Raw genomic sequence first — 24,242 nt, 5'->3', positions numbered from 1 at the left:
TAAGGAGCGCCATGGCTGTCACCACCAGAAGGATCACCAGGGCATTGGTATCGGTCTATGAAAAAGCGGGGCTGGAGGAACTGGCCAAGTCCTTCGTTCAGGCGGGTACCCAGGTTGTTTCCACGGGCAGCACGGCCGCCAAACTGGAGTCCTTGGGAGTGGAGGTAACCCCGGTCGAGGCTGTGACCGGATTCCCCGAGTGCCTCGGCGGGCGTGTCAAGACCCTGGATCCCCACATCCACGCCGGCATCCTGGCCGACATGACCAACCCGGATCACGCCAGGCAATTGAAGGAGATGGACATCCAGCCCTTCGACCTGGTCGTGGTCAACCTCTACCCCTTTGAAGCGACGGTCCTGTCGGGTGCCGACCCGGCATCCTGTCTGGAAAGGATCGATATCGGTGGTCCGGCCATGGTCCGGGCGGCAGCCAAGAACAATGCCAGCGTGGCCGTCATCACCGACCCTGCCGACTACCCCCTTGCCGCGGAACGGGTGAGGTCCGGAACCGGCTTTGACCATGCCGAGCGTCAGGCCCTGGCCGCCAAGGCTTTCGCCATGACGGCATCCTACGATGCCGCCATCGCCGAGTGGACGGACAAGCACTGGACCAGCACCGATGACGCAGATACCGGTACAGGGTCCGCGCCGGCCAACCTTACCAGGACCTGGCGGCTCTCCCACAAACTCAGGTATGGAGAGAACCCCCACCAGGAGGCCGCCCTTTACCTGGATCCGCTGGACCGGACGGGATTCGCCGCCGCCACCGAACTGGGCGGGGCCAAGGCCATGAGCTACAACAACTATGTGGATGCCGATTCTGCCTGGCGGTCGGTATGGGATTTCGCCGACCAGCCCGCGGTGGCTGTGGTCAAACACTCCAATCCCTGTGGACTGGCCATCGGCGATGACATCGCCCAGGCCCACCGCAAGGCCCACGCCTGTGACCCCATGAGCGCTTACGGCGGTGTCATTGCAGCCAACAGGACGGTGACCCTGGCCATGGCCCAGCAGGTCAAGCCCATCTTCACCGAGGTCATCGTGGCCCCCGGTTATGAGGACCAGGCCCTGGACCTCCTCAAGACCAAGAAGAACCTCCGAATCCTCAAGGTGGAGCGTCCACCCCGCCACCAGCCCAGCCTGCGCCCCATCGACGGGGGCCTCCTGGTACAGTCCCAGGATCTGATCGACACCCCCGGCGACAATCCGGCCAACTGGCGGCTGGTCTCCGGCAAGGAGCCCGACGATCGGACCATGCGCGACCTGGCCTTTGCCTGGCGGGCCATTCGCTCCGTAAAATCCAACGCCGTCCTTCTGGCCCATGATGGTGCGACCGTAGGCATCGGCATGGGCCAGGTCAACAGGGTCGATTCCAGCCACCTGGCCGTGGAACGGGCAAACACCCTGGACCGGGGCAACAACCGATCCAAGGGCTCGGTGGCAGCATCGGATGCCTTCTTCCCCTTTGCCGATGGTCTGGAATACCTGGCCGATTCCGGTGTCATCGCCGCCGTCCACCCCGGCGGATCCATCAGGGATGAGGAGGTCATCGAGGCGGCCAAACAGGCTGGTATGACCATGTACCTGACCGGGACCAGACACTTCTTCCACTGAGAGAGAAACCCTGGCAGGGGAGGGCCGTGTCGGGTCTTCGACTGTTTGATTTTTCACACTTGGCATGCATGCCCTGCCGGGGCCGCGGTGATATTATGATTGAACTATCAGCAATGATGCTGACTGGTTACCGACGATTCGAAGGAGATCAAGGTGACGTATCAGACCGTTAACCCCTATACCAATGAACTGATCAAGACTTATCCGGATGCCACAGATGAGGATCTGGAAGAGGCCTTGGCCACCGGTCATGCCCTCTACAAACAGTGGAGGAAGGATGACGACCCCTCGGAGCGTGCGAGCCAGCTCGGGAAGGTGGCGGCGATCTTCCGTCAGGAGGAGGACGCCCTGGCGGCCAATCTGACCAAGGACATGGGCAAGCTGATCACCGAGGCCCGTGCCGAGGTGGAACTCTGCGCCGACATCGCCCAGTACTTCGCAGACAAGGCTGAGGACCTGCTCAAGCCCACCCCCTTGGACAACCCTGCCGGCAAGGCCTATTACGTCAAGCAGGCTACCGGCGTCCTGGTCATGGTGGAACCCTGGAACTTCCCTTATTACCAGATCATGAGGGTCTTCGCCCCGAACTTCATCCTGGGCAATCCCATGATTCTCAAGCACGCCTCCAATGTGCCGGCCTCGGCCCAGGCCTTCGAGGATGCCGTTCTGCGCGCCGGTGCCCCCGAGGGAAGCCTGACAAACCTCTTCATCAACTACGACCAGGTGGACAAGGCCATTGCCGACAAGCGTGTGGCCGGTGTCGCACTGACCGGCTCCGAGCGTGGCGGGGCCTCCGTGGCGAAGTCTTCAGGCATGCATCTGAAGAAGTCCTCCATGGAGCTGGGCGGCAATGATGCCTTCATCATCCTGAATGATGCCGATTGGAACCTCCTGAAAGAGGTCGCCCCCGGCGCCAGGCTGATGAACGCAGGCCAGGTCTGTTGTGCATCCAAGCGGTTCATCGTCATGGCCGACAAGTACGACGACTTCGTCTCCATGATGGTGGATTCCTTCTCCAAGCTGACCCTGGGAGATCCCAGCAACCCCGAGACCACCATGGCCCCCATGTGCACGGTACACGCCCGCGACGGCCTCCAGAAGCAACTGGACCAGGCCATTGCAGCCGGAGCCAAGGTTGCCTATGGCAACAAGCCCGTCGATTCCCCAGGAGCCTTCCTGATGCCGACCATCCTGACCGACATCACCAAGGACAACCCGGCCTACGACGAGGAGATGTTCGGCCCCGTAGCCACAATCTACAAGGTCAATACGGAGGACGAGGCCATCGAACTGGCCAACGACTCCAGCTATGGCCTGGGCGGAACGGTCTTCTCCCAAAACATCGACCATGCCGATGAACTGGCCAGAAGAATCGAGACCGGCATGACCTTCATCAACGGCGGCTGGGTGACCATGCCCGAACTACCCTTCGGTGGAATCAAGAATTCCGGGTATGGACGCGAACTCTTCAGCCTGGGCTTCGACACCTTCGCCAACGAGCATCTGATCTTCGATCACAACCGCTGATCGAACCATTCACTCCTGTTGATATGGGAGGTGCCACCGCTCCAGAAGGGCGGTGGCACCTTTTTGCTTCCCTGCCGTAACCAGGCCGCCATAGGGGCCACTGCAAGGTGACTGCTGGACGTGAACCGGTTGGAGTGGAGGAGGTTGGCAGGCAACGGGGCCGGTTCAGTCGCCACTTGACCTGGACCGTTGGTGCCAAGGTCGACTCATCAAACGACTTCCCGGCGTCCGCACCCTGTTGACCAGGGCTGGTAGTCTTCGAAAGGAAAGAGCGTCATTGCAGAAAGGCCAGTGATGAAATCGGCGGCACAGCATGCAGACCAGGGGGAGGAGATGTCCTCCCTGTCCCGCCGTACGCGGACGGGCGATTCCGGGGAAGTACCTGTCCATGGCCCTCACGGCCACCCATACGTCTCCGAATCGCACGAAGGTCGGCCCCTCTTCGAGGGCATCATCTTCCTGCTCGTCATCGTCTCTGCACTGGTGGCCCTACTCGGAAACACGATGGCCGCGACGGTCATCGTGTCCGTCGCGGCCATCGTATCGGGACTGCTCCGCCTGATTCTCAGGGAGCGGAGCCCCTGGAAGGTCAGGTCCGTGGCCTTCGATTCCTTTATCGGCATCTGCCTGGGAATCGGCCTTCTCCTGACCTACCTGAGCATCCAGTTGCTCCTTTAGAGAGCCGAGTCAGAGGAATCCCGGCCATCCGGGCCTGCCTCATTCAGGTTATCCAGGTAAGAATCCACCTCGGATGAATCGGTATCAGCAGTATTGTCATGTTCTGCAACCGCATCCTCATCGGAATCATCGACCATTTCGGCAACGGTTTCGACAGCGGTTGCATCCTTGGCCCGGTTGTTCAGGCCATCGGTGACAATATTCGAGATGATGACGGCCAGAGCCACCAGCGAGGCGGCCAGAAGTGGGCAGATCCAGAAGAGCCAGAGCTGGGAAATCGGGGAGGCAGGCATATGCTTGGCCTGGGCGAAGATGGCGATACCGGTGGCGCGGGCCGGATTCAGGGCGGCATTGGTGACCGGATAGGCGATCAGGGTGCCTGCTCCATACGCCATGCCGGTATAGAGGCCGTGGTTCTTGCGGGCAGTACCATCGGAACGCATGGTGGCGATGGCGGCCCCGACCACTATCAGGCTCCCGATCAATTCGACGATGATGGCGATACCCGCGCCAAAAGTGATATGCTGCTGGCTCAGCGTGGGCGCGGCCGGTGAATTGGCATCGAACCCATTGACCATGAACATAAGCCAGGTTTTGGCCGGGATGGTCTGGGTGGTGGGGAGGATACGGATCAGGAGGAATCCCGCGCCGATGGCGCCCAAGAGCTGAGCCACGATATAGAGCAGTCCATCAATCAGCGATATCTGCGAGGTGAACATTGCTGCCACGGTCACAGCGGGGTTGAAGTGCCCGCCGGAAATCGAACCCAACATGGCGGTCACGGCCATATAGACCAGGGCGGTCCCAATGGCCGGAAGAATGACCGTGGGCTGCCCGAGGACAATCTGTCCGAAGCTGAAAGCGAAGTAGAGCACGGCGCAGATCAGGAAAGTCCCTACCAGCTCGGCCCCGACCCTGATCCATCTCACATCCCCGGCCCGGAATCCCTGACGATGGCCATCCACTGGTGCGGAAATTCCGGTCACCTCTTGTACCTCTTCGATCTCATCTGCCGCACTGTTCTGCTCCAAGGCATGCTGAGCAAGCGGTTCTGCGGTTGGCTCCACGTTCATTTATCCCCACCTTTTGTTTCCTCAAACTGATTCATTGACGGCGTATGCCATACTAGCAGCACATCCCATCCATCCGTTATACTATACGGTGGCCCTGCCGGGTCGAACAACCGGTCAGGCCCGAGGTCTCAACAGGGGCCTCTTAGCAAGTCATACGTCTTTTCAGACAGGCCACGTTGGGAGAACGATGCCACATCCATATTCGCAAGCCATCCGTGCACGCCAGAACGATGAAGAGGGAGTACGTCTTCAGAAGATCCTGGCCCAGGCCGGGTTCGGATCGCGACGCAAGTGCGAGGAGATCATCACCCAGGGCAGGGTCGAGGTGGACGGGGAACTGGTCACCGAGCTGGGCAGCCGGGTCGACCCCGATCATCAGCGGATCCGGGTGGACGGGTCGAGGATCCACCTGAACGACAAACACATCACCCTGGCCCTGAACAAACCGCGCAGGGTCCTTTCCACCATGGACGACCCCAAGGGTCGCTTCACCCTGCGCGACATCATAGGAGACAAGTACGAACGCGTCTTCCACATGGGTCGACTGGACTATGATTCCGAGGGCCTGATCCTGATGACCGATGACGGGGAGCTGGCCCAGCACGTCATGCACCCCAAGTACGAGGTCAAAAAGACCTACATCGCCACCTTGCAGGGGCATATCGGGGGAAACGTCTGCCGACGCCTGGTCAGGCAGGGGGTGGAACTGGACGATGGCCTGATCCGCCTGGATCACTGTGCCATCGTCGACCACAACAGGGAACACACCCTGGTCAAGGTGGTCCTCCACTCCGGCAAGAACCGGATCGTGCGGCGCATCTTCGGGGCCATCGGGTACCCGGTCACCCGCCTGGTACGCACCCAGATCGGCCCGATCAAGCTGGGTGAGGTCAAGCCCGGTTCCTATCGCGTGCTTTCTCCGGCCGAAATCAAGTCCCTCGACAAGGAGGTGGGTCTGTGATCACCGTAGCAATCGATGGACCGGCCGGAGTCGGTAAGTCCTCCACCTCAAGGGCCCTTGCCGAGCATTTTGGACTGGCCTACCTTGATACCGGGGCCATGTACCGGGCCAGCGCCCTCTGGTGCCTCAGGCAGGGCCTGAATCTTGACGCCGACCATCCCGATCAGGAGGCCATCACCGAGGCGGTTGCCGCCTCCATCACCGATGGCCACCTGAAAATGGGATTGGACCCCGACAACCCGGTGATACATCTGGACGGTGAGGATATCAGCCAGGACATCCGTTCCGAACAGGTCTCCTCCCACGTTTCCGCCGTTTCCTCCATTCCCGCCGTCAGAAGGGTGCTCATTGCCGCCCAGCAGGCGATCATCGCCGAGCAGGGTGAGACGGATTCCATATCAGGCGGGCGTGGAATCGTGGCCGAGGGACGCGACATCACCACCGTGGTCGCACCAGATGCCCAGGTCCGTGTCCTCCTGACGGCCCGTGAGGAGGTCCGTGAGGCCCGCAGATCAGGGCAGACGGCAGAGGAATCGGGGGCAGGTGCCGACAACGTGGCCGCCAGGGACGCCAAGGACGCCAAGGTCACCTCCTTCAACGAGGCCGCTCCGGGTGTCGCAACCGTGGACAACTCGGACATGACCTTCGAGCAGACGCTCGACACCCTGATCGACATGGTCTCCAGGGCCATGGAGGAGGACTCTTACGGCCAGTATGCCCAGGCACTGGACGAGTACGAGTTGGACGAGGAGGACCGCACCCTCCTGTTTGGATCAGGCACCTCACAGACAAAACAGGCGGCCCCCAGACCGGTGGGTGTCCTGGCCGTCGTCGGCAGGCCCAATGTGGGCAAGTCCACCCTGGTCAACAGGATCCTGGGTCGCCGGGCAGCCGTCGTTGAGGACACCCCCGGTGTCACCCGCGACAGGGTCAGCTACGAGGCGGAGTGGGCCGGAACCGACTTCAAGCTTGTCGACACCGGCGGTTGGGAGACCGACGTGGAGGGCATCGAATCCGCCATCGCCTCCCAGGCACAGGTGGCCGTGGGACTGGCCGATGCCGTCGTCCTGGTCGTGGACGGGCAGGTGGGCCTGACGGCCAGTGATGAGCGCATCGTCAAAATGCTCCGGGCGTCAGGGAAACCCGTGGTTCTGGCCGTCAACAAACTGGATGACCGGATGGCGGACTACACGGCATCCGAGTTCTGGAAACTTGGGCTGGGCGAGCCCTACGCTATCTCCGCCATGCATGGCCGGGGCATCGGCGACCTCCTGGATGCCGCCCTGGAGCAGCTCCGCAAGGCCGACAAGACGTCGGGCTTCCTGACCCCCGAGGGGCTGCGCAGGGTTGCCCTGGTCGGCAGACCCAATGTGGGCAAGTCCTCCCTGCTCAACCAGCTGGCCCATGAGGAACGGGCAGTGGTCCACGACCTGGCCGGCACCACCAGGGACCCGGTCGATGAGGTGGTGAATGTGGATGGTGAGGACTGGCTCTTCATCGACACGGCGGGCATCAAGCGCCGCCTCCACAAGATCTCCGGGGCCGAGTACTACTCCAGCCTGCGCACCCAGGCCGCCATCGAACGATCCGAGCTGGCCCTGATCCTCTTCGACGCCTCCCAACCCATTGCCGACCAGGACCTGAAGGTCATGAGCCAGGCCGTGGACGCCGGTCGCGCCATCGTCCTGGTCTTCAACAAGTGGGACCTCCTGGATGACTTCGGCCGTCAGCGACTGGAACGTCTCTGGGAGACGGAGTTCGACCGTGTCACCTGGGCCGAGCGGGTCAACCTGTCGGCCAAGACCGGCTGGCACACCAACCGCCTGGCCCGGGCCATGCGGACCGCCCTGGACTCATGGAACCAGCGTATTCCCACAGGGAAACTCAACTCCTTCCTGGGCAAGGTCCAGGCCGCCCATCCCCACCCCTTGCGGGGCGGTAAGCAGCCCAGGATTCTCTTTGCCACCCAGGCCTCCACCCGGCCGCCCAGGTTCGTCGTCTTCGCCTCTGGGTTCCTGGAGCACGGGTACCGTCGGTACCTGGAACGCTCCCTGCGTGAGGAGTTCGGTTTTCGGGGTTCACCGATACAGATTTCGGTCCACATCCGCGAGAAGAAGCGGAAGTAACTGCGGACGCCGGCAAGACGAAAAGGTCCCCTGACTTGACCATCAGGCCAGTCCGGGAACCTGCTTCCTTTCGTCCGTCCCAGGCGCTTCAGGCACGTCCGGTCACGGAATTCAGCGGGAGGTCAGTGTCTTTCTCAACACCAGGAAGACTCCTGCCATCGCAGCAAAACCGAGCCCGGCAAGGATCATGAATGCCGACGAGGTTCCGGTCTGAGCCAGCTGGACGTTCTGCCCTTGCCGGTCGCTGCCCGGGTCATGGGAGGGTGCGGGTGTTCCACCGTGGCCTGGCGTGGGTGGCAGGGTCCCGCCACCTCCCGGACCGGGATTGGGAGGAGTCGTATTGAGTTGCCACTGTGCATAGAGGGTCAGGTCGGCGGCAACAGGGTCACTGAAGTTGTAGGGAGCCGTACCCGCCAGGTCCGTGGTCCAACCCTTGAAGCCATAACCGGTCCTGACCGGGTCGGCCGGTTTCCGACTGCCGATGACATCGTTTACTCCCAGCAACAGGCGGGGCACCACGGAACCCCCTTGGGTGTCGTAGGTGACCGTAACCGAAGGAAGGACTTGCTGCCCCACGAATCCGGAATAGAGGTAAGAACCCGAAGGTATGGAGCCTGTGTACGAGAAGTAGACCAAATAATTGCCCTGATCCCTGACCGGCCAGGTCACCTTTTCCCCGGAAGCATCTGTGACGCCTGTGGGATTGCTGGAAACTATGGGCGCATAGGTTCCGGCAGAGGAATCAACGAAGGCGGTGGGCACTTCAAGCGTCGTCGTCCTGTCCGCCAGGATGGGGTCGGGAATGATCGCCTGATCGGAAAGATCAAGAACATCCAGATCGGTCATGTCGGCGAACCCGTTGAATGCCGAAAGATCGGAAATCGCGTTGGCGCGCAGATTAAGCGTGCTGATTCGGTTCAAATGGGCGAAGGGCGCCGGGTCGGATATCCGGTTCCCATAGGCCTCGAATCGGATCATCCTGGTCAGGGCGGAGACGGGCGAGGCATCGCTGATGGAATTGGCGCTGACATTCAGCGTTTCCATATTGGTCAAGGCACCAAGGGGTTGCATATCGGTTATGCCATTGCCGACCAGTTCCAGGTATTTCAGGTTTCCGGCAAGGGACCTCAACGGAGCAGTATCATCAAGCTTATTGAATGATGCCTTCAGACTGACCAGGTTGGTCAGGCCACTGAGGGAGCTGATGTCTGAAATCTTGTTGTTGTTAAGATTCAGCCTGGTCAGCTGGGTCATGGCGGCCAGGGCGGAGATATCCTCAACCTGGTTTCCACTGATATTGAGATCGGTCACCTGGGTGAATTCCTGCACGCCGTCGATGTCTCGGATGCGTGCACTGTTCAATGTCAGAGACCCTGACAGCTGCGAATCAGCCAGGGTGAACACATCGGTGGTCGCCTTGCTCAGATTTCGCGAAACGGCCATGGCCATATTCGCATCGGGGAAACAGTCGGATATGGTACTGGTTCCCACGGTGCACGTGCGCAACCGCGGCACGGGATTGGCCGCCTGGGCCGATACAATCGGACCCAATCCGCCTAATCCCAGGGTAAGAAGGACGGCAAGCACCATCCGAATTTTGCCGTCTACCAATCGAAGATGCATGGACATTCCCCTTACCATCTGATAAAACGGCTACCTCATAGCCGAACATCCCCTGTGTGAACGATGGTTCAAGCCTACCATGCAGGATGATTCCATGCTCATGTATGTATCCGGGCATAGACTGGTGCCCGATAATTGAAGATGAGTTTGCAGGGGAACGCGGTACGCGTTGAGAAGGTGGAACCTGACCCTTTGAACCTGTTGGTTAAGACCAGCGTAGGGAGCAATAGTCGCGGAACCGGCGAGCGCATCGACGGCAAGGGACGTTCCTCAGGCTGAGGGACGTCCCTTTTGCGTACAAGGAGGCAGCGGTATGAAAACGGCACTGACCATAGCCGGTTCCGATTGCAGCGGGGGAGCGGGGATCCAAGCGGATCTGAAGACCTTCTCGGCGCACGGGGTCTACGGCATGTCGGTCATCACCTCGGTGGTGGCCGAGAACACCGCCAGGGTCATCACCTACCAGGATATCGAACCGGAGATCATCCGCGATCAGATGCGGGCGGTCTTCGAGGACATCCGTCCCGATGCCGTCAAGGTGGGCATGCTCTCCAATCCCACCACCATGGAGACCGTGGCCAGCGGGCTGGAGGAATGGAAGCCCGCGGCCATCGTCCTCGACCCGGTCATGGTGGCCAAGAACGGGTCCTCCCTGATGGAGGATGAGGCGGTAAGAACCCTGATCGACAGGGTCCTGCCACTGGCCTCGGTCCTGACCCCCAACATCCCCGAAGCGGAGCGGATCGCAGGAGGCTCCATCGAGAGTCTGGACGAGATGAAGGAGGCCGCCCGAACCATCAATGCCGGCTGCCATGCCGCGGTCCTGGTCAAGGGTGGTCACGCCATCGGCGATGCCATCGACGTCCTCTATGACGGCGATGAATTCCACTACTACTCCGTGCCGCGCATCAGAACCACCAACACGCATGGTACGGGGTGCACCCTCTCCTCGGCCATCGCCTCATGGATGGCCCTGGGGTTTCCGTTGGACCAGGCCGTGGGCCGGGCCAAGACCTATGTCACCGGAGCGATCGAACATGCACTTCCCCTTGGCCATGGCCACGGCCCCACCAATCACTTCCACCGGTTCTTCCCCGAGGCGGGGACCAGGAGTCAGGAGGCCCGGCAATGACATCTGCTTCATCCAACCCCATAGCAACCCTGCGGGCGAAAAACCCGTTGATCCAGAACATCTCCAACATCGTCACCGCCAATGACTGCGCCAACGCCACCCTGGCCATCGGTGCCTCGCCTATCATGGCCGACAGTCTGGCCGATATGGACGAAATCGTAGCCATGGCCGATGCCCTGGTCATCAACATCGGCATCCTGCATGAGGAATCCGCCCTGGTCATGCTCAAGGCAGGCAGGGTGGCCAACGAACATCATGTTCCGGTCGTCCTCGATCCGGTCGGGGCAGGCATTTCCAGACTTCGCAACCGGACGCTGGAGGACCTGCTCCGGGAGGTCCGCTTCTTCATCATCAAGGGGAACCTGTCCGAGATCAACTTCCTGGCCGGCAAAGCGGGCAAGGCCAAGGGGGTGGATGTGTCCGAAGTCGACAGGGACAAGACGGCCTCGGCCCACCTCCTGAGGGAACTCGCGGGCCGCACCGGTTCGGTCATCGTGGCCACAGGCAAGGTAGACACGGTCAGCGATGCCGAAACCACCTTCATGATCCATAACGGGTCCGCCCGGATGGGACAGGTAACCGGCACCGGATGCATGACCGCCTCGCTCATGGGCGCCTTCTGCGGAGCCTTTCCCGACCAGCCCCTGATGAGCGCCCTCTGGGGCATCGAGACCATGGGCATAGCCGGCCAACATGCCGACAAGGCCACCCGGGGCCTGGGGACAGGCAGTTTCCATTCTGCCCTGATTGATGCCATCTCCCTGATGGACGATGCAACCCTGCAGGAAGAAGGCGACCACGATGAAGCCTGAGATGGATTACCGCCTCTACCTGGTGACGGACAGCACACTGACACCCGACCTGACCTCAGCAGTCACCCGGGCCCTTCAGGGAGGGGTGACCCTGGTCCAGGTCAGGGAGAAGGGGAGCGACGGCGGTCGGTTCCTCGAGCGTGCCAAGGCGGTCAAGCAGGTAACGGACCGCTACGGAGTACCGTTGATCATCGACGATCGGGTCGATGTGGCCTGGGCCTGCGGGGCGGCCGGCGTCCACCTGGGTCAGTCCGACATTCCGGTGACCGAGGCGCGTCGTCTCCTGGGTCCAGACAGGATCATCGGCATCTCTGCACAGACGCCCGACCAGGCCCGCCGTGCCCAGGACGGGGGAGCCGACTACCTGGGGGTGGGGGCCGTTTTCCCCACCTCCACCAAGCGGGATGCCTTCACCATTGGCCGCGATGACCTGAAAGCCATTCAATCGGCCGTGCGGATCCCGATAGTCCTGATAGGCGGGCTCGATGAGACCAACATCCCCTCCTTCAAGGAATCCGGCCCCATCGCCGGTTTCGCCCTGGTCTCCGCCATCCTGGGCAAAAAGGACATCTGCAAGGCCAGCAGGCACCTGAGAGCGGTGGTTGACGCAACCCTGGGAGACCGGGCATGACCATCACACAGGACATGAAGCAATCGGTGGCCAATACCTGGGAAGAGGGATACAGAAACCCCTTCGTCCAGGGTCTGGGCCGGGGCACCCTACCGCAGGAGTCCTTCCGGTTCTATCTTCTTCAGGATTACCTCTACCTGGCCCAATATGCCAAGGTCTGTGCCCTGGGATCGGTCAGCGCACCCGATGCGGAACTTCAGCGACGTTGCATCCTCATGCAGTATCGGATAGTACACACCGAGCAAAGCCTCCACGAGGCCTACATGGCCACCTGGGGCATCAGTGCCACGGATATGAAGGGAACCAGGCAGTCCCAGGCCAATCGGGCCTACACCAATGAGATGCTGGTCCAGGCCCAGGGCGGGGACTTCTGCGCCTTTCTGGCCACGATTCTCCCATGCGCCTGGACCTATGACGACTATGCAAGACGCCTGGTAACCGCTTACCGCAAAGGACTGATGGCCAACCCCTACAAGCCCTGGTTGGATACGTACACCTCTGAGGAATACCGTTCCTCCTACCAGTGGATCATAGAAACACTGAACCAGATGGGGAAGGACCGCAGCTCCCGCGAACGCCGGCACCTGATTGGAATCTTCGGTGCCAGCGTCCGGGCCGAGGTCCAGTTCTGGACCATGGCCTACCACCGGGATATGGGTACCGACTGACCACCACCCATACCCAGTCATCCCCGGGCTGGTTTTGATCTGCGTGCGGCAACAGTGCGCAAGTTTGCGCCACCCGGGCCGCTCCATGTTCTTCCGCATACGTCCTGCCTGCCACCTGACCCTCTTTCGTGGCCGGCAAGCCCAGTCGTCGTATCCGGTGCCTCTGGCCGATCAGGTTCTGGGTTTCGGGAGGCGCATGCCCCTTCTGGGGGACGGATGACGGTTCCTCATTGACGGGTTTGCCGCGGTTGGGCACTTGTTGCGGTTGGCGCCCGCAACGATTTGTTGCAACCGCTGGTGGTCGAGCAATTGGCTGATAAAGTTGTCTCTGTCGGCTTGCGCCGACCATTGCACCTTCGACAAGGACTGAACATGCCGATACGGGACCTGCTTCCCAGGCTGCGTAAGGCAGCGAACATGACCCAGGCCGATTTGGCGGCCCGACTCTATGTCACCCGCCAGGCGGTCTCGAGGTGGGAGACGGGGAAGACCTCGCCCAGCATCGACATGGCCAAGCTGATCGCTTACGTACTCGAGGTGCCGGTGGTGGAGCTTCTGGAGATTCCCGAGGGGCCTGTATGCCAATCCTGCGGCACCCCCTTTTCCTCATCCGGCATGGAGCAGGGGAGGGAGGACGACGGGAGCAGGAATCCGGACTACTGCCAGTGGTGCTACCACTCCGGGAGTTTTACACAGCAGCAGATGGATGACCTTATAGAATCGACCGCCCCCTGTTTTGCGGAAGCCACCGGAGTCAGCGTCGAAGTGGCCGTTTCATATCTGGGGGCCTTCCTCCCCAGTCTGAAGCGGTGGCACCACCAGAATCACCATGAGGAAGACAGAGAAGGCACCAGCACTCGAATCCATCCCTGAAGCCAAACACAAGCAAGGAGAAACCCATGCCCAGACCCAAGACCAAAGACGAACTGGTCACAGCCAGTACCGAGCAATTCGATAAGCTCATGTCCCTTCTCGATTCCATGAGCACCGAGGAGCTCAACGGCGAATTCCACTTCGACCTGAACAAGGAGAAGGAGGCCCACTGGAGGCGAGACAAGAACATCCGGGATGTGCTGATCCACCTCTACGAGTGGCAGGTACTGCTCCTGGACTGGGTCGAAAGCAACCAGAAGGGCGTCAGCAAGGACTTCCTGCCTGAAGGGTACAACTGGCGCAATTACGGGGAAATGAACCAGGAGTTCTGGAAGAAGCATCAGGACACCCCGTACGCTCAGGCCCTTGACCAGCTCAAGGAGAGCCACCGCAAGGTGATGGACCTGATGAAGTCCTTCAGCAACGAGGAGCTCTTTACGCCGGGCTACTTCCCCTGGACCGGCAAGTACACCCTCGGCACCTCCTTCGTCTCCAACGTTTCAAGCCACTATGAATGGGCCCTGAAAAAGATCAGGAAGTACGCCAGGTCCCTGAAGAAGTAGCACCTGCCAAAGGCTTGTGCATTCACACGATCCAAGGCCTGTGGCCTTGGATCGTTGTTATTGCCCGTCGGCCCGGCGGGATATGACCATGCCCCCTTGGAAAAGGACCGGTCGACCTCTGCTGGGCCGCAGCCACCTCCAGCCCCTGCCGACCGGCGAGTTATGTGGCATATGGCGACCGACTCCAGGCACCGCTCTCTCAGGATGGGCGGAGGTGCCAAGGGGCGGCGATGCACCCCGGATGCGCCCGGATTGGATTCACTCCCTGTCGATGGACATGAAACGAACCAAAGGCACAGTCCGGTGGGACTCGTGGTAACCCAAGGACGTTGGGGTGGTTTGGGGACAGCAGCAGCCGAGGTGGGCAGGATGCCGAGAACGCAAGTTGATGCCTCTGGGCGCCCCTGTTGTTGGTAGACAGGGGCTGATCATTATGACAGAATGAAACGGAATGTTAGGCCCTGCTTTCGGCTTCCGTATTGGAATGGGGAAGCTCAGTGATGACAATGGTGTGCATCATAGCCCTATCAACATAGGAAGGGGAGGACCATATGAGCCGTTTTATACGACTCCTTCTGGAGACGCTGTTGACCGGGTGCTGCTCATTGCTTCAGCCTTGGTATACATGTACCCGCACCATTTGGCCTGGGCCATCATCCTCCTGCTGTCGGGTGGTTTGACAGCCTTAACCAGTACTCTCTACGAACGTCACCGGGAGGGGCCGGTAGACATGAAGACCATCGATCCCAACCTCAGCGTTACCGAGATCAAGGCCTATCGGACAGCTCATCCCGAGCTGTCCCTGACCAAGGCCATGGAGGAACTCTCAAAGTCGATAGCAAAGCTACAGTAGAGGTCTTCCTGGCATTCTGACTACATGAACCACAAGGAGAACGGATAAGCTTACCCCACAGTCTTCAAGCGCCCAAGGACCCTGTCCAGGAACGTAAGTCCCGGCAGAGCTGATAAAGAACCCTCTCTCACCCGTCTTCTGATTTGTCGCCCTGGCCCTTTTCTACCTAGCCGGAGCCTGGAGGATTTGCTGCTGGGCTGACCGGTCTGAAGACCGGGATCATTGCACTAATGGTTGCTGTTGGTTTTTTGTCGGAGACTTTACAGGAGATGAAGAGATATGAATAAGGACCTGCCTGTTGATACCACACCAGATTCCCCTGGAAGCGCCGAAGCGTATACCGGCAGGGGAATATTAAGTCTTGCCGCAAGCTGCTTGGGACTGGCCCTGATTGTCGCCCATGCGACCCACTATGTTACCGGATCGCTGATGCTGGGCCTAACCTCTTACCCCCTTACCTGGCTGCTGCTGGTAGCGGCCCTATCCGCGTTGGCATTCCAGCGTAAGGTCAGTGGAAAATGGTCACATTGTCCTTGGTTTTCTTTGGCACAGCCCTTATCCTGGCACACCTGGTCAGACTCGCAAGCGGATCCCTGGTCCCGGCCCTCGTAGCCTACCCAATCCTCTGGTTACTGATGCTCTCCATCATAGGCCTTCGAGGCAAGGCTGCAATTAAATCCGAAAAGAGCAGGTGATTGGGGAAGTTTGAAGTCACAATATCGCGGGAAGACAGTGGGGAAAGATACAACCGGCATGACGGATACAGCTGTGGAGTGGCTTCTAACCGGTGACGTTTCCATTCAATATCAAGTACATAGGTACTTACTTGAAAGTGACGAAGATGTATCATCTTCACTGCAAGAACGCATTGCATTGGAAGGTTGGGGGCTCCCATTTTCTTGCCTGCCAACATCCCAATGGGCAATGGGGGAACTATTACTACCAGCCAAAATGGACCAGCACGCATTACACACTATTGGATTTGCACAATCTGGAAGTCTCTCCATCTACAGCTGTCTGCCGGGAAATGGTTTCACGGCTGTTCACGGACTGCATGGATACTGATGGTTCCCTTAACCCCTCCAAAAGTAAAATCCCCTCCGACTTATGCATTGATGGAATGGTTCTCAACTACTCTTCTTATTTTTGTCCGGAAGACGAGCGCAATTGCAAGCTGGCCGACTATGTACTGCTACAGCAAAAAGCAGACGGAGGATTCACCTGGTCGCTTGATTCAAATAATGGTGATTCTCATACAACTCTTAGCGTATTAGATGGATGCTCTTTGCGATACCCGCAATATAGCGCTCGGTGAGCTCCCGCTCTGGATGCAGCCTCATTACATCGCAGATCGCGTCGATGATGGCGTTCTGAACCAGGTCGGAGCTCAGGCTTGGGTTCCGCAGCAGCTTATTGAGCTTCGCTGCGGCGGTTCCCGGCCGACAGGGATTGGAGTACTGGTCTACGATTTCCCCAAATCGTATGGAGGTAACAGAATTCATGCCTTTCTTATGCGTCAGCGCTGACGCATAGCTGGCCGAATGCCCTGCCCCACACTGGACGAGAGCATCTAGAAGCTTTTCTGGACTTTTACTTTTGCCGCATCCGCGGTGACCGAAAGACTGAAATTACAACATCGTCGCTAAGTTGCCGCAAATACGGGCTCGACACAGTTCCGATGCCCAGATCGATGTGTGGCGACATTTAATGACCGTGGGCATCGGGACTGTGCAAAGCCGATTAGGAGTCACGAGTCGCAGATATATGGCGGAGTCGAACCATATTTAGCTGCCCCAAAACCGGTCCTGACACCGTGGCAACATCGTCGAACGCACCGAGATTAAGAAACGATTTAATACACTGTTCTGGTCAAGCAAGATAAGACCGTATCTATAGAACTCAGCATCCCTTGCTTTTAAAGCAGCATCGCCATTCAGGCTAAGACACTTTTCCCATCGGCTTGCGTGACAATAAGGAATACCACCATCAGTGCAATCATTACTATCAGGCCACTGATTATGAAATTTGCCGTGCCAGCAGACACATATGCGCGGATAGCGCTTTGCCTTAGAGCAGCAGCCTGTCCTGTCATGTTTGTTGCTTGCTGAAGCGATGCCGTAACAGTATTAGCTACTGCCATCCCCGTACCCTGTACCTCCGAGCTCAAACCTCTAACATATAGAGCCCCCTGTATGGACCCGAATACCCCTATCCCGAGTATCGAACCCAACTGTTGAAATACTGAGAGAAGTGACGATCCCTTGCCTGAGCGCTCTGATGGTACATCGCAAAATGCCCAACTAAAGGAGACGGGTTGACCTGATCCCATACCAATACCTGCGACAATCTGCCCAACAACCAAGATGCCATAGACTCCTGTATATATCCCCAAAGCAATAGTCAGCAGACCAAACCCTATAAAGAACAGCCCCATCAGACATGCTCTTCGCTCACCAATCTTATCGAAAAAACTCTTATTCAGCATAGCGCCTGCTATAGCAGCAGCGACCATCGGCATGAGCATCAAACCACTAGTTAGCGCATTCTGACCTTTTACCGCTTCCAAATACGTAGGAAGGATAAAAGTAACCCCAAAAGCTGCACAATTCAAAAGCAACAAAGCAACAGAACTGACCTTAAATGAGGTGAACCGCATAAGACTCAAATCGGTGAGCTGTGTATCCGAGCGACCGACGACAAACACAAAAAGCCAGGCTAGGGTGAGACCGGAGAGAAACGGCAGCAACGTCGCCCATGACAACAGCGCCTTTTGCGCGTTGATAAGTCCTGTTGACAACAGGCTAACTCCCGCGATCATAAGCAAGGATTGAAGCAGAGGGAATTTAGTCTTAGCCCGTCCTTCAGCCCGATCTTTGGGCAGAAAGGTCCAGTTGAGCACTAACGCAACCGCCATAGCTATGACATCGAAGATGAACAGACCTTTCCATCCCATGACGAGGGTCATCCCGCCACCGATGATCGGCCCCAGGGGAATGCCAAGTGTCCCAGCCACCGTCCAAATCGTCACCGCCCTGCTCCTATTGTTCGCAGAGAATGAGGTGGTAATCAAAGCAAGGCCCATGGGTATGAACATTCCAGCAGCTACACCGAGCAAGGCTCGCGCAGCGATGAGCATTACCATATTGGCGGCCACGACTCCCAGAACTGAAGCAGCAGCGTATAAAGTCAATCCGGTTAGGAGAACATGTCTGTACCCGATTAGGTCACCAAAGAAACCAGCGATAAGCAGCACCGCCACGAAGCATAATGGATAAACAGATACAACCCATTGCTGCTCGGCAGTGGACGCATTAAATGATCTCGCTACTGAGGGAAGAGCTAGGTTGAATGCAGTCGTGTTGACAAACAATACGGCTTCAGCTACACAGAGGCTGACAAGCATCAGCCATTCCTTAATGAATTATTTTCACTTCACACCTCTACTTTTACAATTAATTACCATCGGTCCTGAATAGGTACGTGCAATCCCAACTAAGCTGATTCATCAGGGGTATGGATTCCGGTCCCGCTGAACTGGCGACTCATCTCATCTCGTTTTTTTGAGAACCAGTAAGTTCCAATGCTTCACATGGAAGCCGTTCATTGAGTTCCACATCAATGCCAATCGCGGGAGAATTGGCAGAATTGCAGACAACGGTGACGTAGCATGGAGGGCAGTGGGAGATGCCTCCTCTGCGTCACTCATTCGTAGAAACCCTCGACACTGCCTTTGCCTAGCACCTTGTCTTGCAAGGATTCGAGAAGCCGTTTATATGTTGTCAGCCAGCCTAAATCAAGCTTCTGTGACACCGCAAATACAGTGAAGACATACTTATGGGTTGTTCCCCTTGGAGGTTTAGGCCCACGATACCGATGCCACCCATAGGCGATCCCTTGCCTTGCCTCTCCTCTGCCTGGATTGCCCTTTTTAGGAATGTTCATTTCAATGTCGCAGCTAGCTGGCAAATCCCAGATCAGCCAATGCGTCATGGATCCGAAGAGTGGATGGCTCTCATCCCTTAATACAATCGCAAGGGTCTGCGTACCTTGAGGCAGAGACGACAAATGGAAACCTGGGGACAAGTCCTCTCCGCGACCTGTATGCACCGGCAGAAATATCTTATCGTCGCCGATTCCGTCACAGATTACCTGATAATTCTCCATGTTTGCACCTCTCTCGGTTCCACGGTTATACCCAGAATCCGTTTGATTTCCTGTAACAGGTTTTCTTGCTTGTCGCTCCTGATGTGCAAGGTATCTGCTAAAATTAAAATGTAATACAACTACATATGAACTATAGGGTCAATGCTGGACCACTTTTCTCATCGGCAGCCGCCAAGGGGAGGCGCGGCCGCGTTCACCTCGCAAGCGGATAAAATGCCGGTATGAGACAAAAAATGAGCTGGAGGAATTGGTGACGGAAACTGACATGCGAGGCATTTCGACAGCAGCAGTTATAGCTCGGAAAAAATGGCAGGTATCCAAAAAGGCATCGACCCGCCGTTATATCTGTGAATGTGCATTGAAGCTCTTTGCGGAGTATGGATATGACGAGGTTACAGTCAAACAAATCGCGGATAAAGCCGGAGTGACACCCATCACTCTTTTTCGCTATTTCCCACAAAAAGAAGATATCATCTTGCGTTTGCCTCATGACATACAGGCATGGGATCTTTTCTTAGCTCAGCTGCTTGATGCAGCGAATACGGAAGCAGAGCCGATTGCCTTTTTCTCGCGTGCAATCACCGGTCTTACAGATATGGCCACAATCGAAGACGTTGGGACCATCGTCCAACGACTGCATCTGATACTGGAGAACGAAACCCTGCTTCACGCTCTCTACGCAAAAATACCCACATGGTCGAGCACTCTTCGGCATGCAGTATTTGAGCAGCCCGAATCTTTGAACGCGATCCTGTCATCCACAAGCATGGTGGAGCTTGCCATTGAACTTATGCTGGAATGGGCCAGGAGGACAGAATCTTCGAGCAAGCCGGATAAGTCGGTGTTCCTCCAGGTCTTAGACGAAGTCACTATGTGTTCCAGCCGCATACCCACAAGATTGCAAGGCTCCCTTTCAGTTGAACAAGTTGCTCACCTTTTTAGTGATAAAGATGAGGGGAGTGAAACAAATAGGGAAAAATCAGCCCAACAAACCAGCCACCAGTAAAATCGATTTGACTGAATTGGTACGCCCGGAAGAAGATGCACCCAGGCCACTGGTGCTGGCTATGGGGCATCTGCTGTACAAACTAATACGGAGGAAACGCGCTGTCCAACAAGGAAAGGCTCAACGTGCCTGTCAATATCGAGGGATTAAGTATACAATTCGAAAACCGGACTCTTTTTACCGATTCAATCGGACACATTTCGGGCACATTGATACAGCAATGTACCTGTTTCGGCTCGTATCAGTCCGCACATAGAACACGCCGGCGTTGGCAGGAGTTAGGGGCAGTTCTTCTCAACCTCCAGCCATCATCGTCCCTCTGGATTATTCAGATCAGGCCCTCCTGGGAGCTTTTCCATTTTGCCTGATGCCTGATGAACCGTAACTCAGATGGTGCTTGTACTGAGTAAAGAGCACAAGCACCATCTGGGTCTTGGCGCCTTTCGAAGACAGACCATCTATCAGAATGTGCGCAGCAAAGGCGAAATGCGCATCCGGTCAGATTCGGATATCCTGGCCGATGACTTCCGCCACCTCGCCGGTGCGGCTGGGCCACAGATCCGCGTAGGTGTCCAGGGTCTCGGTGGCCGAGGCATGGCCCAGGACAGCCTGCAGGGTCTTCACATCCGCCCCGGCCTTGATGGCCAGCGAAGCGTAGGTGTGGCGCAGGGAGTGGATGACCAACCCCTCGATATCCTGCATGCCAGCATCCCGCAATGCCGGCGCCCACACCCGGTTCCTCCAGTTGGTGGTGCTCTGCCTGCCGCCGCGCGGACCGCGCAGCAGATAGTCCTCCGGGCCATGCTCTTCCAACAAGGTCTTGACCCTGGGCAGCAGTTGGTTGGGAATGGGCACGACACGGGTCCTGTTGCCCTTCGGCAGCGTCTCGACCAAGCGTGAGCCCGCATCGACCGACTACGTGCGCAGGACGTTGATCCTGTTCCTGCTCAAGTCCACGTCCCCGCACCGCAGGGCCAGGGCCTCGCCGATGCGGAGCCCCGTGTACGCAAGCAGGTAGACGGCCGTGGCATTGGCCTCGTCCATCTGCCCCGCGATGACCTTGATCTCCTTTGGAGCCAGATATATCCTCCGTTGAACCGCCCTGTTGTGCGGCACCTTGGCTTTCGCCACCGGATTCGCGTCAATCCAGCGGTTCTCCACCGCCACATCCAGGATCGAGCCCAACACGATCTTGCCCACCGAACGGATCGAGGAGGCGGACAGCGCGGAACCGCAGCCGCGTTCACCGCCGTAAGGCGCCTTACCCTCCGCCAGGCTGACATACCAGTGCTGGATCCGCACCGTGGTGATGTCCTTCAAGGCCACATTCCCCCATTGAGGCAGGACCCAGACGCGCAGCTCACGCCTGTAGCGCCCCTCGGTCGAGCCCTTGATCGTACCGGCCAGGCCCTGCTGCCAGAGGTCGGCCGCCTGCCGTAAGGGTCTGCAGGAGTCCTTGGGGTCCATGTACCGGTTCGAGCGTATCCGGTCCTCGATCTCGGCCATGAACGCCTCCGCGTCGGACCGGTAGCCGAACAGCTTGCGCCTCCCGACGCCGTCCGCCCTCCAGCGCACCTCCCAGCGCGCCCCCTTCGCGAAGTCCTTCGATTTGAATCTTTCGGGCACTTTCGCCTTGTCGGGTTCGTCGGCGTGCATAGCCAGAGAATGCTTCGCCGACGAAGGCGGTTCGACCTTCGTGTGATGACCTTCCGTGATGGCGACCTGCGCGCTTTTCAGCCATCTATCGTGTATCCATGCCTTTGCCATATCAACCTCTATGCGTCACATAACAACTCGTTCCGATTAGCACTGAACCGCACAGGCTCACGGCGGCCCGCGCTGACGCATAGGAGCAGGTATGAGCGAAATGACGGAGATGACGACCGGGAATCCGGTCCCGGTGCCGGCCAAGCTGTTGACGCCGGCCGAGGCAGCGGAGATCCTGGTGATTCCGGTGAGCACCCTGAACGCCTGGAGGGCGCAGAGAATCGAGCTTCCATATGTGCGGATAGGGCATCTGGTGAGGTACCGGCAGGAGGATGTTTTGGCCCTGATCGAGACCAACATGGTGAGGCCGCAATGAGCCCGTCGGGCACATAAGACCAATACGATGTGCCCGGAATGTGCCCGATTGGGGGCATACAAACAATTCCAAGGGGCGAACCCCTTGGAATTGTTGCTATCTCGTCGGGCCGGCGGGATTTGAACCCGCGACCCCTTGACCCCCAGTCAAGTGCGCTACCAAACTGCGCTACGGCCCGAAGTGCATGAGCACCGAGGAGACATACTAGCACAATGCCGCGGTCCTTCCAAGCGTGGCGAGTCTCGCCACGCTTCGGCCGCCTTCTGCACCACGGGTGGGGGAGCACGGGCGCGGTTGCTATCATGGAATGTCATATGGAATTACTCTGGAACGGTGTTTCCGAGTAGCACGATAAGCCCGAAAGGGGATTCATGAGCGAACAAGGGTTTGATCTCTCAGCCGCGAAGATGCGTGCCGGGGGTATGAGCGACCTCTCCATTCAACAGTTCAGGCACCTGTACGAAACATGGAGCAGTGGCGATTTCGGGGGCAAGGTCCGTGAATCCGATGTGGTACCACTCAAGAACGTCCCGCGCATCAAGGAGATTCATGACACCATGGACATGGATATGGCCCTGGAAGCCTTCTCCCGGACGGCATTCCTCAAACTCAACGGAGGCCTGGGGACCTCCATGGGGTTGGAGAAGGCCAAGTCCCTGCTGCCGATTCGACGCCACAAGGCACGGCAGATGCGATTCCTGGACATCATCCTGGGGCAGGTCCTGACCGCCCGCAAACGCCTGGGCGTTCCCCTTCCCCTGATCTTCATGAATTCCTTCAGGACATCCAAGGACACCATGCGGGTGATCAACCAGGACAAACGGTTCACCCCGGACACGGTCCCCACGGAGATCATCCAGCACATCGAACCCAAGATCATCGTCGAGACCGGCGAACCCGTCTCCTACCCGGACCAGCCCGAACTGGAATGGTGCCCCCCGGGTCATGGCGACATCTTCTCGACCATCTGGGAGTCCGGCCTGCTCGACACACTTCAGGACCAGGGCATCGAATATCTTTTCATCTCCAACTCCGACAACCTGGGCGCCAGGCCGTCCAGGACCCTGGCCGGCCACTTCGCCCAGTCCGGTTCCCCCTTCATGATCGAAGTGGCCATGCGGACCAAGGCCGATCGCAAGGGTGGCCACATCGTCATAGACAGGAAGACCGGTCACCTGATCCTGCGTGAGATGACCCAGGTCGACCCCCGCGACAGGGCCTCGGCCATGTCCATCCACAAGCACCCCTACTTCAACACCAACAGCATCTGGGTGAGGGTGGACGCTCTCAAGGAAAAGCTGGAGGAGCATCAAGGGGTGCTCCCGCTGCCGATCATCGAAAACCGGAAGACCGTCGACCCGACCGACCCATCGACCACCCCCGTGGTCCAACTGGAGACGGCCATGGGATCCGCGGCGACGCTCTTCGAGGGGGCCACCTGTGTCCAGGTGGACAGGATGCGCTTCCTGCCCGTCAAAACCACCAACGACCTCTTCATCATGCGATCCGACCGGTTCCACCTGACGGACTCCTATGAGATGGAGGACGGGAACTACGACTTCCCCGATGTGAAGCTGGACGAACGGTACTACAAGTACATCTCGGACTTCGATGATCGCTTCCCCTACGGGGTTCCCGATCTGGCCGCCGCCAGCTCCGTCACCATCGAGGGGGATTGGACCTTCGGCAGGGATGTCACCCTCTACTCGGACGCCCACCTGAAAGACCCGGAAAGGTCCTCCTACATACCCAATGGGCAGTACGTGGGACCCCAGGGTGTCGAGCCCGACGAGTGGGTCTGAGCCAGGGCCCGGGCAGGGGGGTTCAGCCTGTCAAGAAATGGTACCGTATTTCAG

Annotated in this window: 22 protein-coding genes, 1 tRNA gene and 1 riboswitch; of the genes, 16 read left to right on the top strand and 7 right to left on the bottom strand. The window is 58.4% G+C overall.

Annotation, left to right across the window (positions count from 1 at the left end; all coding sequences use genetic code 11):
* The first annotated feature begins 11 nt into the window (after window positions 1-11).
* The 3 genes from purH (at window position 12) to AACP59_RS02070 (ending at window position 3,818) form a co-directional block, all read left to right on the top strand.
* Complete coding sequence (purH, locus tag AACP59_RS02080; RefSeq protein WP_339349649.1) at window positions 12-1,613, top strand: bifunctional phosphoribosylaminoimidazolecarboxamide formyltransferase/IMP cyclohydrolase; 1,602 nt, start codon at window positions 12-14, stop codon at window positions 1,611-1,613.
* A 153-nt stretch (window positions 1,614-1,766) separates the two neighbouring features.
* A complete protein-coding gene (locus AACP59_RS02075) occupies window positions 1,767-3,140 on the top strand; it encodes an NAD-dependent succinate-semialdehyde dehydrogenase (protein WP_297317088.1) in 1,374 nt (457 codons plus the stop codon).
* Between the two features lie 342 nt (window positions 3,141-3,482).
* The gene (locus AACP59_RS02070; RefSeq protein WP_297317104.1) at window positions 3,483-3,818 is read left to right on the top strand and encodes a DUF3017 domain-containing protein; all 336 of its coding nucleotides are present in this window, start codon (window positions 3,483-3,485) and stop codon (window positions 3,816-3,818) included.
* Here AACP59_RS02070 and AACP59_RS02065 read toward each other — a convergent pair.
* On the bottom strand, window positions 3,815-4,891 hold the full coding sequence (locus tag AACP59_RS02065) for an MIP/aquaporin family protein (RefSeq protein ID WP_339349648.1): 1,077 nt from the start codon (window positions 4,889-4,891) through the stop codon (window positions 3,815-3,817). The two genes, AACP59_RS02070 and AACP59_RS02065, sit on opposite strands and share 4 nt — an antisense overlap.
* A gap of 187 nt (window positions 4,892-5,078) precedes the next feature.
* Between AACP59_RS02065 and AACP59_RS02060 the strand changes: the two genes are divergently transcribed.
* On the top strand, window positions 5,079-5,852 hold the full coding sequence (locus tag AACP59_RS02060) for a pseudouridine synthase (protein ID WP_297317086.1): 774 nt from the start codon (window positions 5,079-5,081) through the stop codon (window positions 5,850-5,852).
* Window positions 5,849-7,978, top strand: a complete 2,130-nt coding sequence (gene der / locus AACP59_RS02055) for a bifunctional cytidylate kinase/GTPase Der (protein ID WP_339349647.1) — start codon at window positions 5,849-5,851, stop codon at window positions 7,976-7,978. Before AACP59_RS02060 ends, der begins: the two co-directional genes overlap by 4 nt.
* Before the next feature lie 111 nt (window positions 7,979-8,089).
* Here the strand turns inward: der and AACP59_RS02050 are convergent, their stop codons facing one another.
* On the bottom strand, window positions 8,090-9,421 hold the full coding sequence (locus AACP59_RS02050) for a leucine-rich repeat domain-containing protein (protein WP_339349645.1): 1,332 nt from the start codon (window positions 9,419-9,421) through the stop codon (window positions 8,090-8,092).
* A gap of 321 nt (window positions 9,422-9,742) precedes the next feature.
* A riboswitch (TPP riboswitch) is annotated at window positions 9,743-9,841 on the top strand.
* A 73-nt stretch (window positions 9,842-9,914) separates the two neighbouring features.
* On the opposite strand from AACP59_RS02050, the gene thiD reads away from it, so the two are divergent.
* The 8 genes from thiD (at window position 9,915) to AACP59_RS02010 (ending at window position 16,448) form a co-directional block, all read left to right on the top strand.
* The gene (gene thiD / locus AACP59_RS02045; protein WP_297317083.1) at window positions 9,915-10,733 is read left to right on the top strand and encodes a bifunctional hydroxymethylpyrimidine kinase/phosphomethylpyrimidine kinase; all 819 of its coding nucleotides are present in this window, start codon (window positions 9,915-9,917) and stop codon (window positions 10,731-10,733) included.
* Entirely contained in the window at window positions 10,730-11,545 is an 816-nt protein-coding gene (gene thiM / locus AACP59_RS02040) for a hydroxyethylthiazole kinase (protein WP_339349643.1), read from the top strand. The genes thiD and thiM overlap by 4 nt, the downstream gene beginning before the upstream one ends.
* Entirely contained in the window at window positions 11,535-12,176 is a 642-nt protein-coding gene (gene thiE, locus AACP59_RS02035; protein WP_297317081.1) for a thiamine phosphate synthase, read from the top strand. The genes thiM and thiE overlap by 11 nt, the downstream gene beginning before the upstream one ends.
* The gene (tenA, locus tag AACP59_RS02030) at window positions 12,173-12,844 is read left to right on the top strand and encodes a thiaminase II (RefSeq protein ID WP_297317080.1); all 672 of its coding nucleotides are present in this window, start codon (window positions 12,173-12,175) and stop codon (window positions 12,842-12,844) included. Before thiE ends, tenA begins: the two co-directional genes overlap by 4 nt.
* A 372-nt stretch (window positions 12,845-13,216) precedes the next feature.
* A complete protein-coding gene (locus AACP59_RS02025; RefSeq protein ID WP_297317079.1) occupies window positions 13,217-13,717 on the top strand; it encodes a zinc ribbon domain-containing protein in 501 nt (166 codons plus the stop codon).
* 26 nt (window positions 13,718-13,743) lie between these two features.
* Window positions 13,744-14,280: a ClbS/DfsB family four-helix bundle protein gene (locus AACP59_RS02020; RefSeq protein WP_297317078.1), complete on the top strand. Its 537-nt coding sequence runs from the start codon at window positions 13,744-13,746 to the stop codon at window positions 14,278-14,280.
* A 625-nt stretch (window positions 14,281-14,905) separates the two neighbouring features.
* A complete protein-coding gene (locus tag AACP59_RS02015) occupies window positions 14,906-15,133 on the top strand; it encodes a hypothetical protein (protein WP_339349642.1) in 228 nt (75 codons plus the stop codon).
* An 826-nt stretch (window positions 15,134-15,959) separates the two neighbouring features.
* On the top strand, window positions 15,960-16,448 hold the full coding sequence (locus AACP59_RS02010; protein WP_339351162.1) for a hypothetical protein: 489 nt from the start codon (window positions 15,960-15,962) through the stop codon (window positions 16,446-16,448).
* A 618-nt stretch (window positions 16,449-17,066) separates the two neighbouring features.
* Here AACP59_RS02010 and AACP59_RS02005 read toward each other — a convergent pair.
* Both AACP59_RS02005 and AACP59_RS02000 read right to left on the bottom strand, forming a co-directional pair.
* Complete coding sequence (locus tag AACP59_RS02005) at window positions 17,067-18,536, bottom strand: MFS transporter (protein WP_339349639.1); 1,470 nt, start codon at window positions 18,534-18,536, stop codon at window positions 17,067-17,069.
* Window positions 18,537-18,835: 299 nt separating this feature from the next.
* Entirely contained in the window at window positions 18,836-19,297 is a 462-nt protein-coding gene (locus AACP59_RS02000) for a YbhB/YbcL family Raf kinase inhibitor-like protein (protein WP_339349638.1), read from the bottom strand.
* 250 nt (window positions 19,298-19,547) lie between these two features.
* On the opposite strand from AACP59_RS02000, the gene AACP59_RS01995 reads away from it, so the two are divergent.
* The gene (locus tag AACP59_RS01995) at window positions 19,548-20,303 is read left to right on the top strand and encodes a TetR/AcrR family transcriptional regulator (protein WP_339349637.1); all 756 of its coding nucleotides are present in this window, start codon (window positions 19,548-19,550) and stop codon (window positions 20,301-20,303) included.
* 498 nt (window positions 20,304-20,801) lie between these two features.
* Here AACP59_RS01995 and AACP59_RS01990 read toward each other — a convergent pair whose 3' ends face one another.
* Complete coding sequence (locus AACP59_RS01990) at window positions 20,802-21,197, bottom strand: tyrosine-type recombinase/integrase (protein ID WP_339349635.1); 396 nt, start codon at window positions 21,195-21,197, stop codon at window positions 20,802-20,804.
* A gap of 21 nt (window positions 21,198-21,218) precedes the next feature.
* On the bottom strand, window positions 21,219-21,929 hold the full coding sequence (locus tag AACP59_RS01985) for a tyrosine-type recombinase/integrase (protein WP_339349634.1): 711 nt from the start codon (window positions 21,927-21,929) through the stop codon (window positions 21,219-21,221).
* Between the two features lie 232 nt (window positions 21,930-22,161).
* On the opposite strand from AACP59_RS01985, the gene AACP59_RS01980 reads away from it, so the two are divergent.
* On the top strand, window positions 22,162-22,386 hold the full coding sequence (locus AACP59_RS01980; RefSeq protein ID WP_339349632.1) for a helix-turn-helix domain-containing protein: 225 nt from the start codon (window positions 22,162-22,164) through the stop codon (window positions 22,384-22,386).
* Window positions 22,387-22,490: 104 nt separating this feature from the next.
* On the opposite strand, the gene AACP59_RS01975 is transcribed toward AACP59_RS01980, so the two are convergent.
* Window positions 22,491-22,564 (bottom strand) — tRNA-Pro (locus AACP59_RS01975).
* 193 nt (window positions 22,565-22,757) lie between these two features.
* On the opposite strand from AACP59_RS01975, the gene AACP59_RS01970 reads away from it, so the two are divergent.
* Window positions 22,758-24,188, top strand: a complete 1,431-nt coding sequence (locus tag AACP59_RS01970) for a UTP--glucose-1-phosphate uridylyltransferase (RefSeq protein ID WP_297316499.1) — start codon at window positions 22,758-22,760, stop codon at window positions 24,186-24,188.
* Window positions 24,189-24,242: the final 54 nt, after the last annotated feature.

This window comes from Bifidobacterium indicum (assembly GCF_036987015.1).
Taxonomy (GTDB): Bacteria; Actinomycetota; Actinomycetes; order Actinomycetales; family Bifidobacteriaceae; genus Bombiscardovia; species Bombiscardovia indica.
This window is presented reverse-complemented; position numbering and strand designations above follow the sequence as displayed.

Coding starts and splice junctions, on each gene's coding strand:
- AACP59_RS02025 (WP_297317079.1), top strand. CDS start 13,217: ATGCCGATACGGGACCTGCTTCCCAGGCTGCGTAAGGCAGCGAACATG.
- thiE (WP_297317081.1), top strand. CDS start 11,535: ATGAAGCCTGAGATGGATTACCGCCTCTACCTGGTGACGGACAGCACA.
- AACP59_RS02000 (WP_339349638.1), bottom strand. CDS start 19,297: ATGGAGAATTATCAGGTAATCTGTGACGGAATCGGCGACGATAAGATA.
- purH (WP_339349649.1), top strand. CDS start 12: ATGGCTGTCACCACCAGAAGGATCACCAGGGCATTGGTATCGGTCTAT.
- AACP59_RS02065 (WP_339349648.1), bottom strand. CDS start 4,891: ATGAACGTGGAGCCAACCGCAGAACCGCTTGCTCAGCATGCCTTGGAG.
- AACP59_RS02020 (WP_297317078.1), top strand. CDS start 13,744: ATGCCCAGACCCAAGACCAAAGACGAACTGGTCACAGCCAGTACCGAG.
- AACP59_RS01980 (WP_339349632.1), top strand. CDS start 22,162: ATGAGCGAAATGACGGAGATGACGACCGGGAATCCGGTCCCGGTGCCG.
- AACP59_RS02050 (WP_339349645.1), bottom strand. CDS start 9,421: ATGGCCGTTTCGCGAAATCTGAGCAAGGCGACCACCGATGTGTTCACC.
- thiD (WP_297317083.1), top strand. CDS start 9,915: ATGAAAACGGCACTGACCATAGCCGGTTCCGATTGCAGCGGGGGAGCG.
- tenA (WP_297317080.1), top strand. CDS start 12,173: ATGACCATCACACAGGACATGAAGCAATCGGTGGCCAATACCTGGGAA.
- AACP59_RS01970 (WP_297316499.1), top strand. CDS start 22,758: ATGAGCGAACAAGGGTTTGATCTCTCAGCCGCGAAGATGCGTGCCGGG.
- AACP59_RS02060 (WP_297317086.1), top strand. CDS start 5,079: ATGCCACATCCATATTCGCAAGCCATCCGTGCACGCCAGAACGATGAA.
- thiM (WP_339349643.1), top strand. CDS start 10,730: ATGACATCTGCTTCATCCAACCCCATAGCAACCCTGCGGGCGAAAAAC.
- AACP59_RS02015 (WP_339349642.1), top strand. CDS start 14,906: ATGTACCCGCACCATTTGGCCTGGGCCATCATCCTCCTGCTGTCGGGT.
- AACP59_RS02005 (WP_339349639.1), bottom strand. CDS start 18,536: ATGCTTGTCAGCCTCTGTGTAGCTGAAGCCGTATTGTTTGTCAACACG.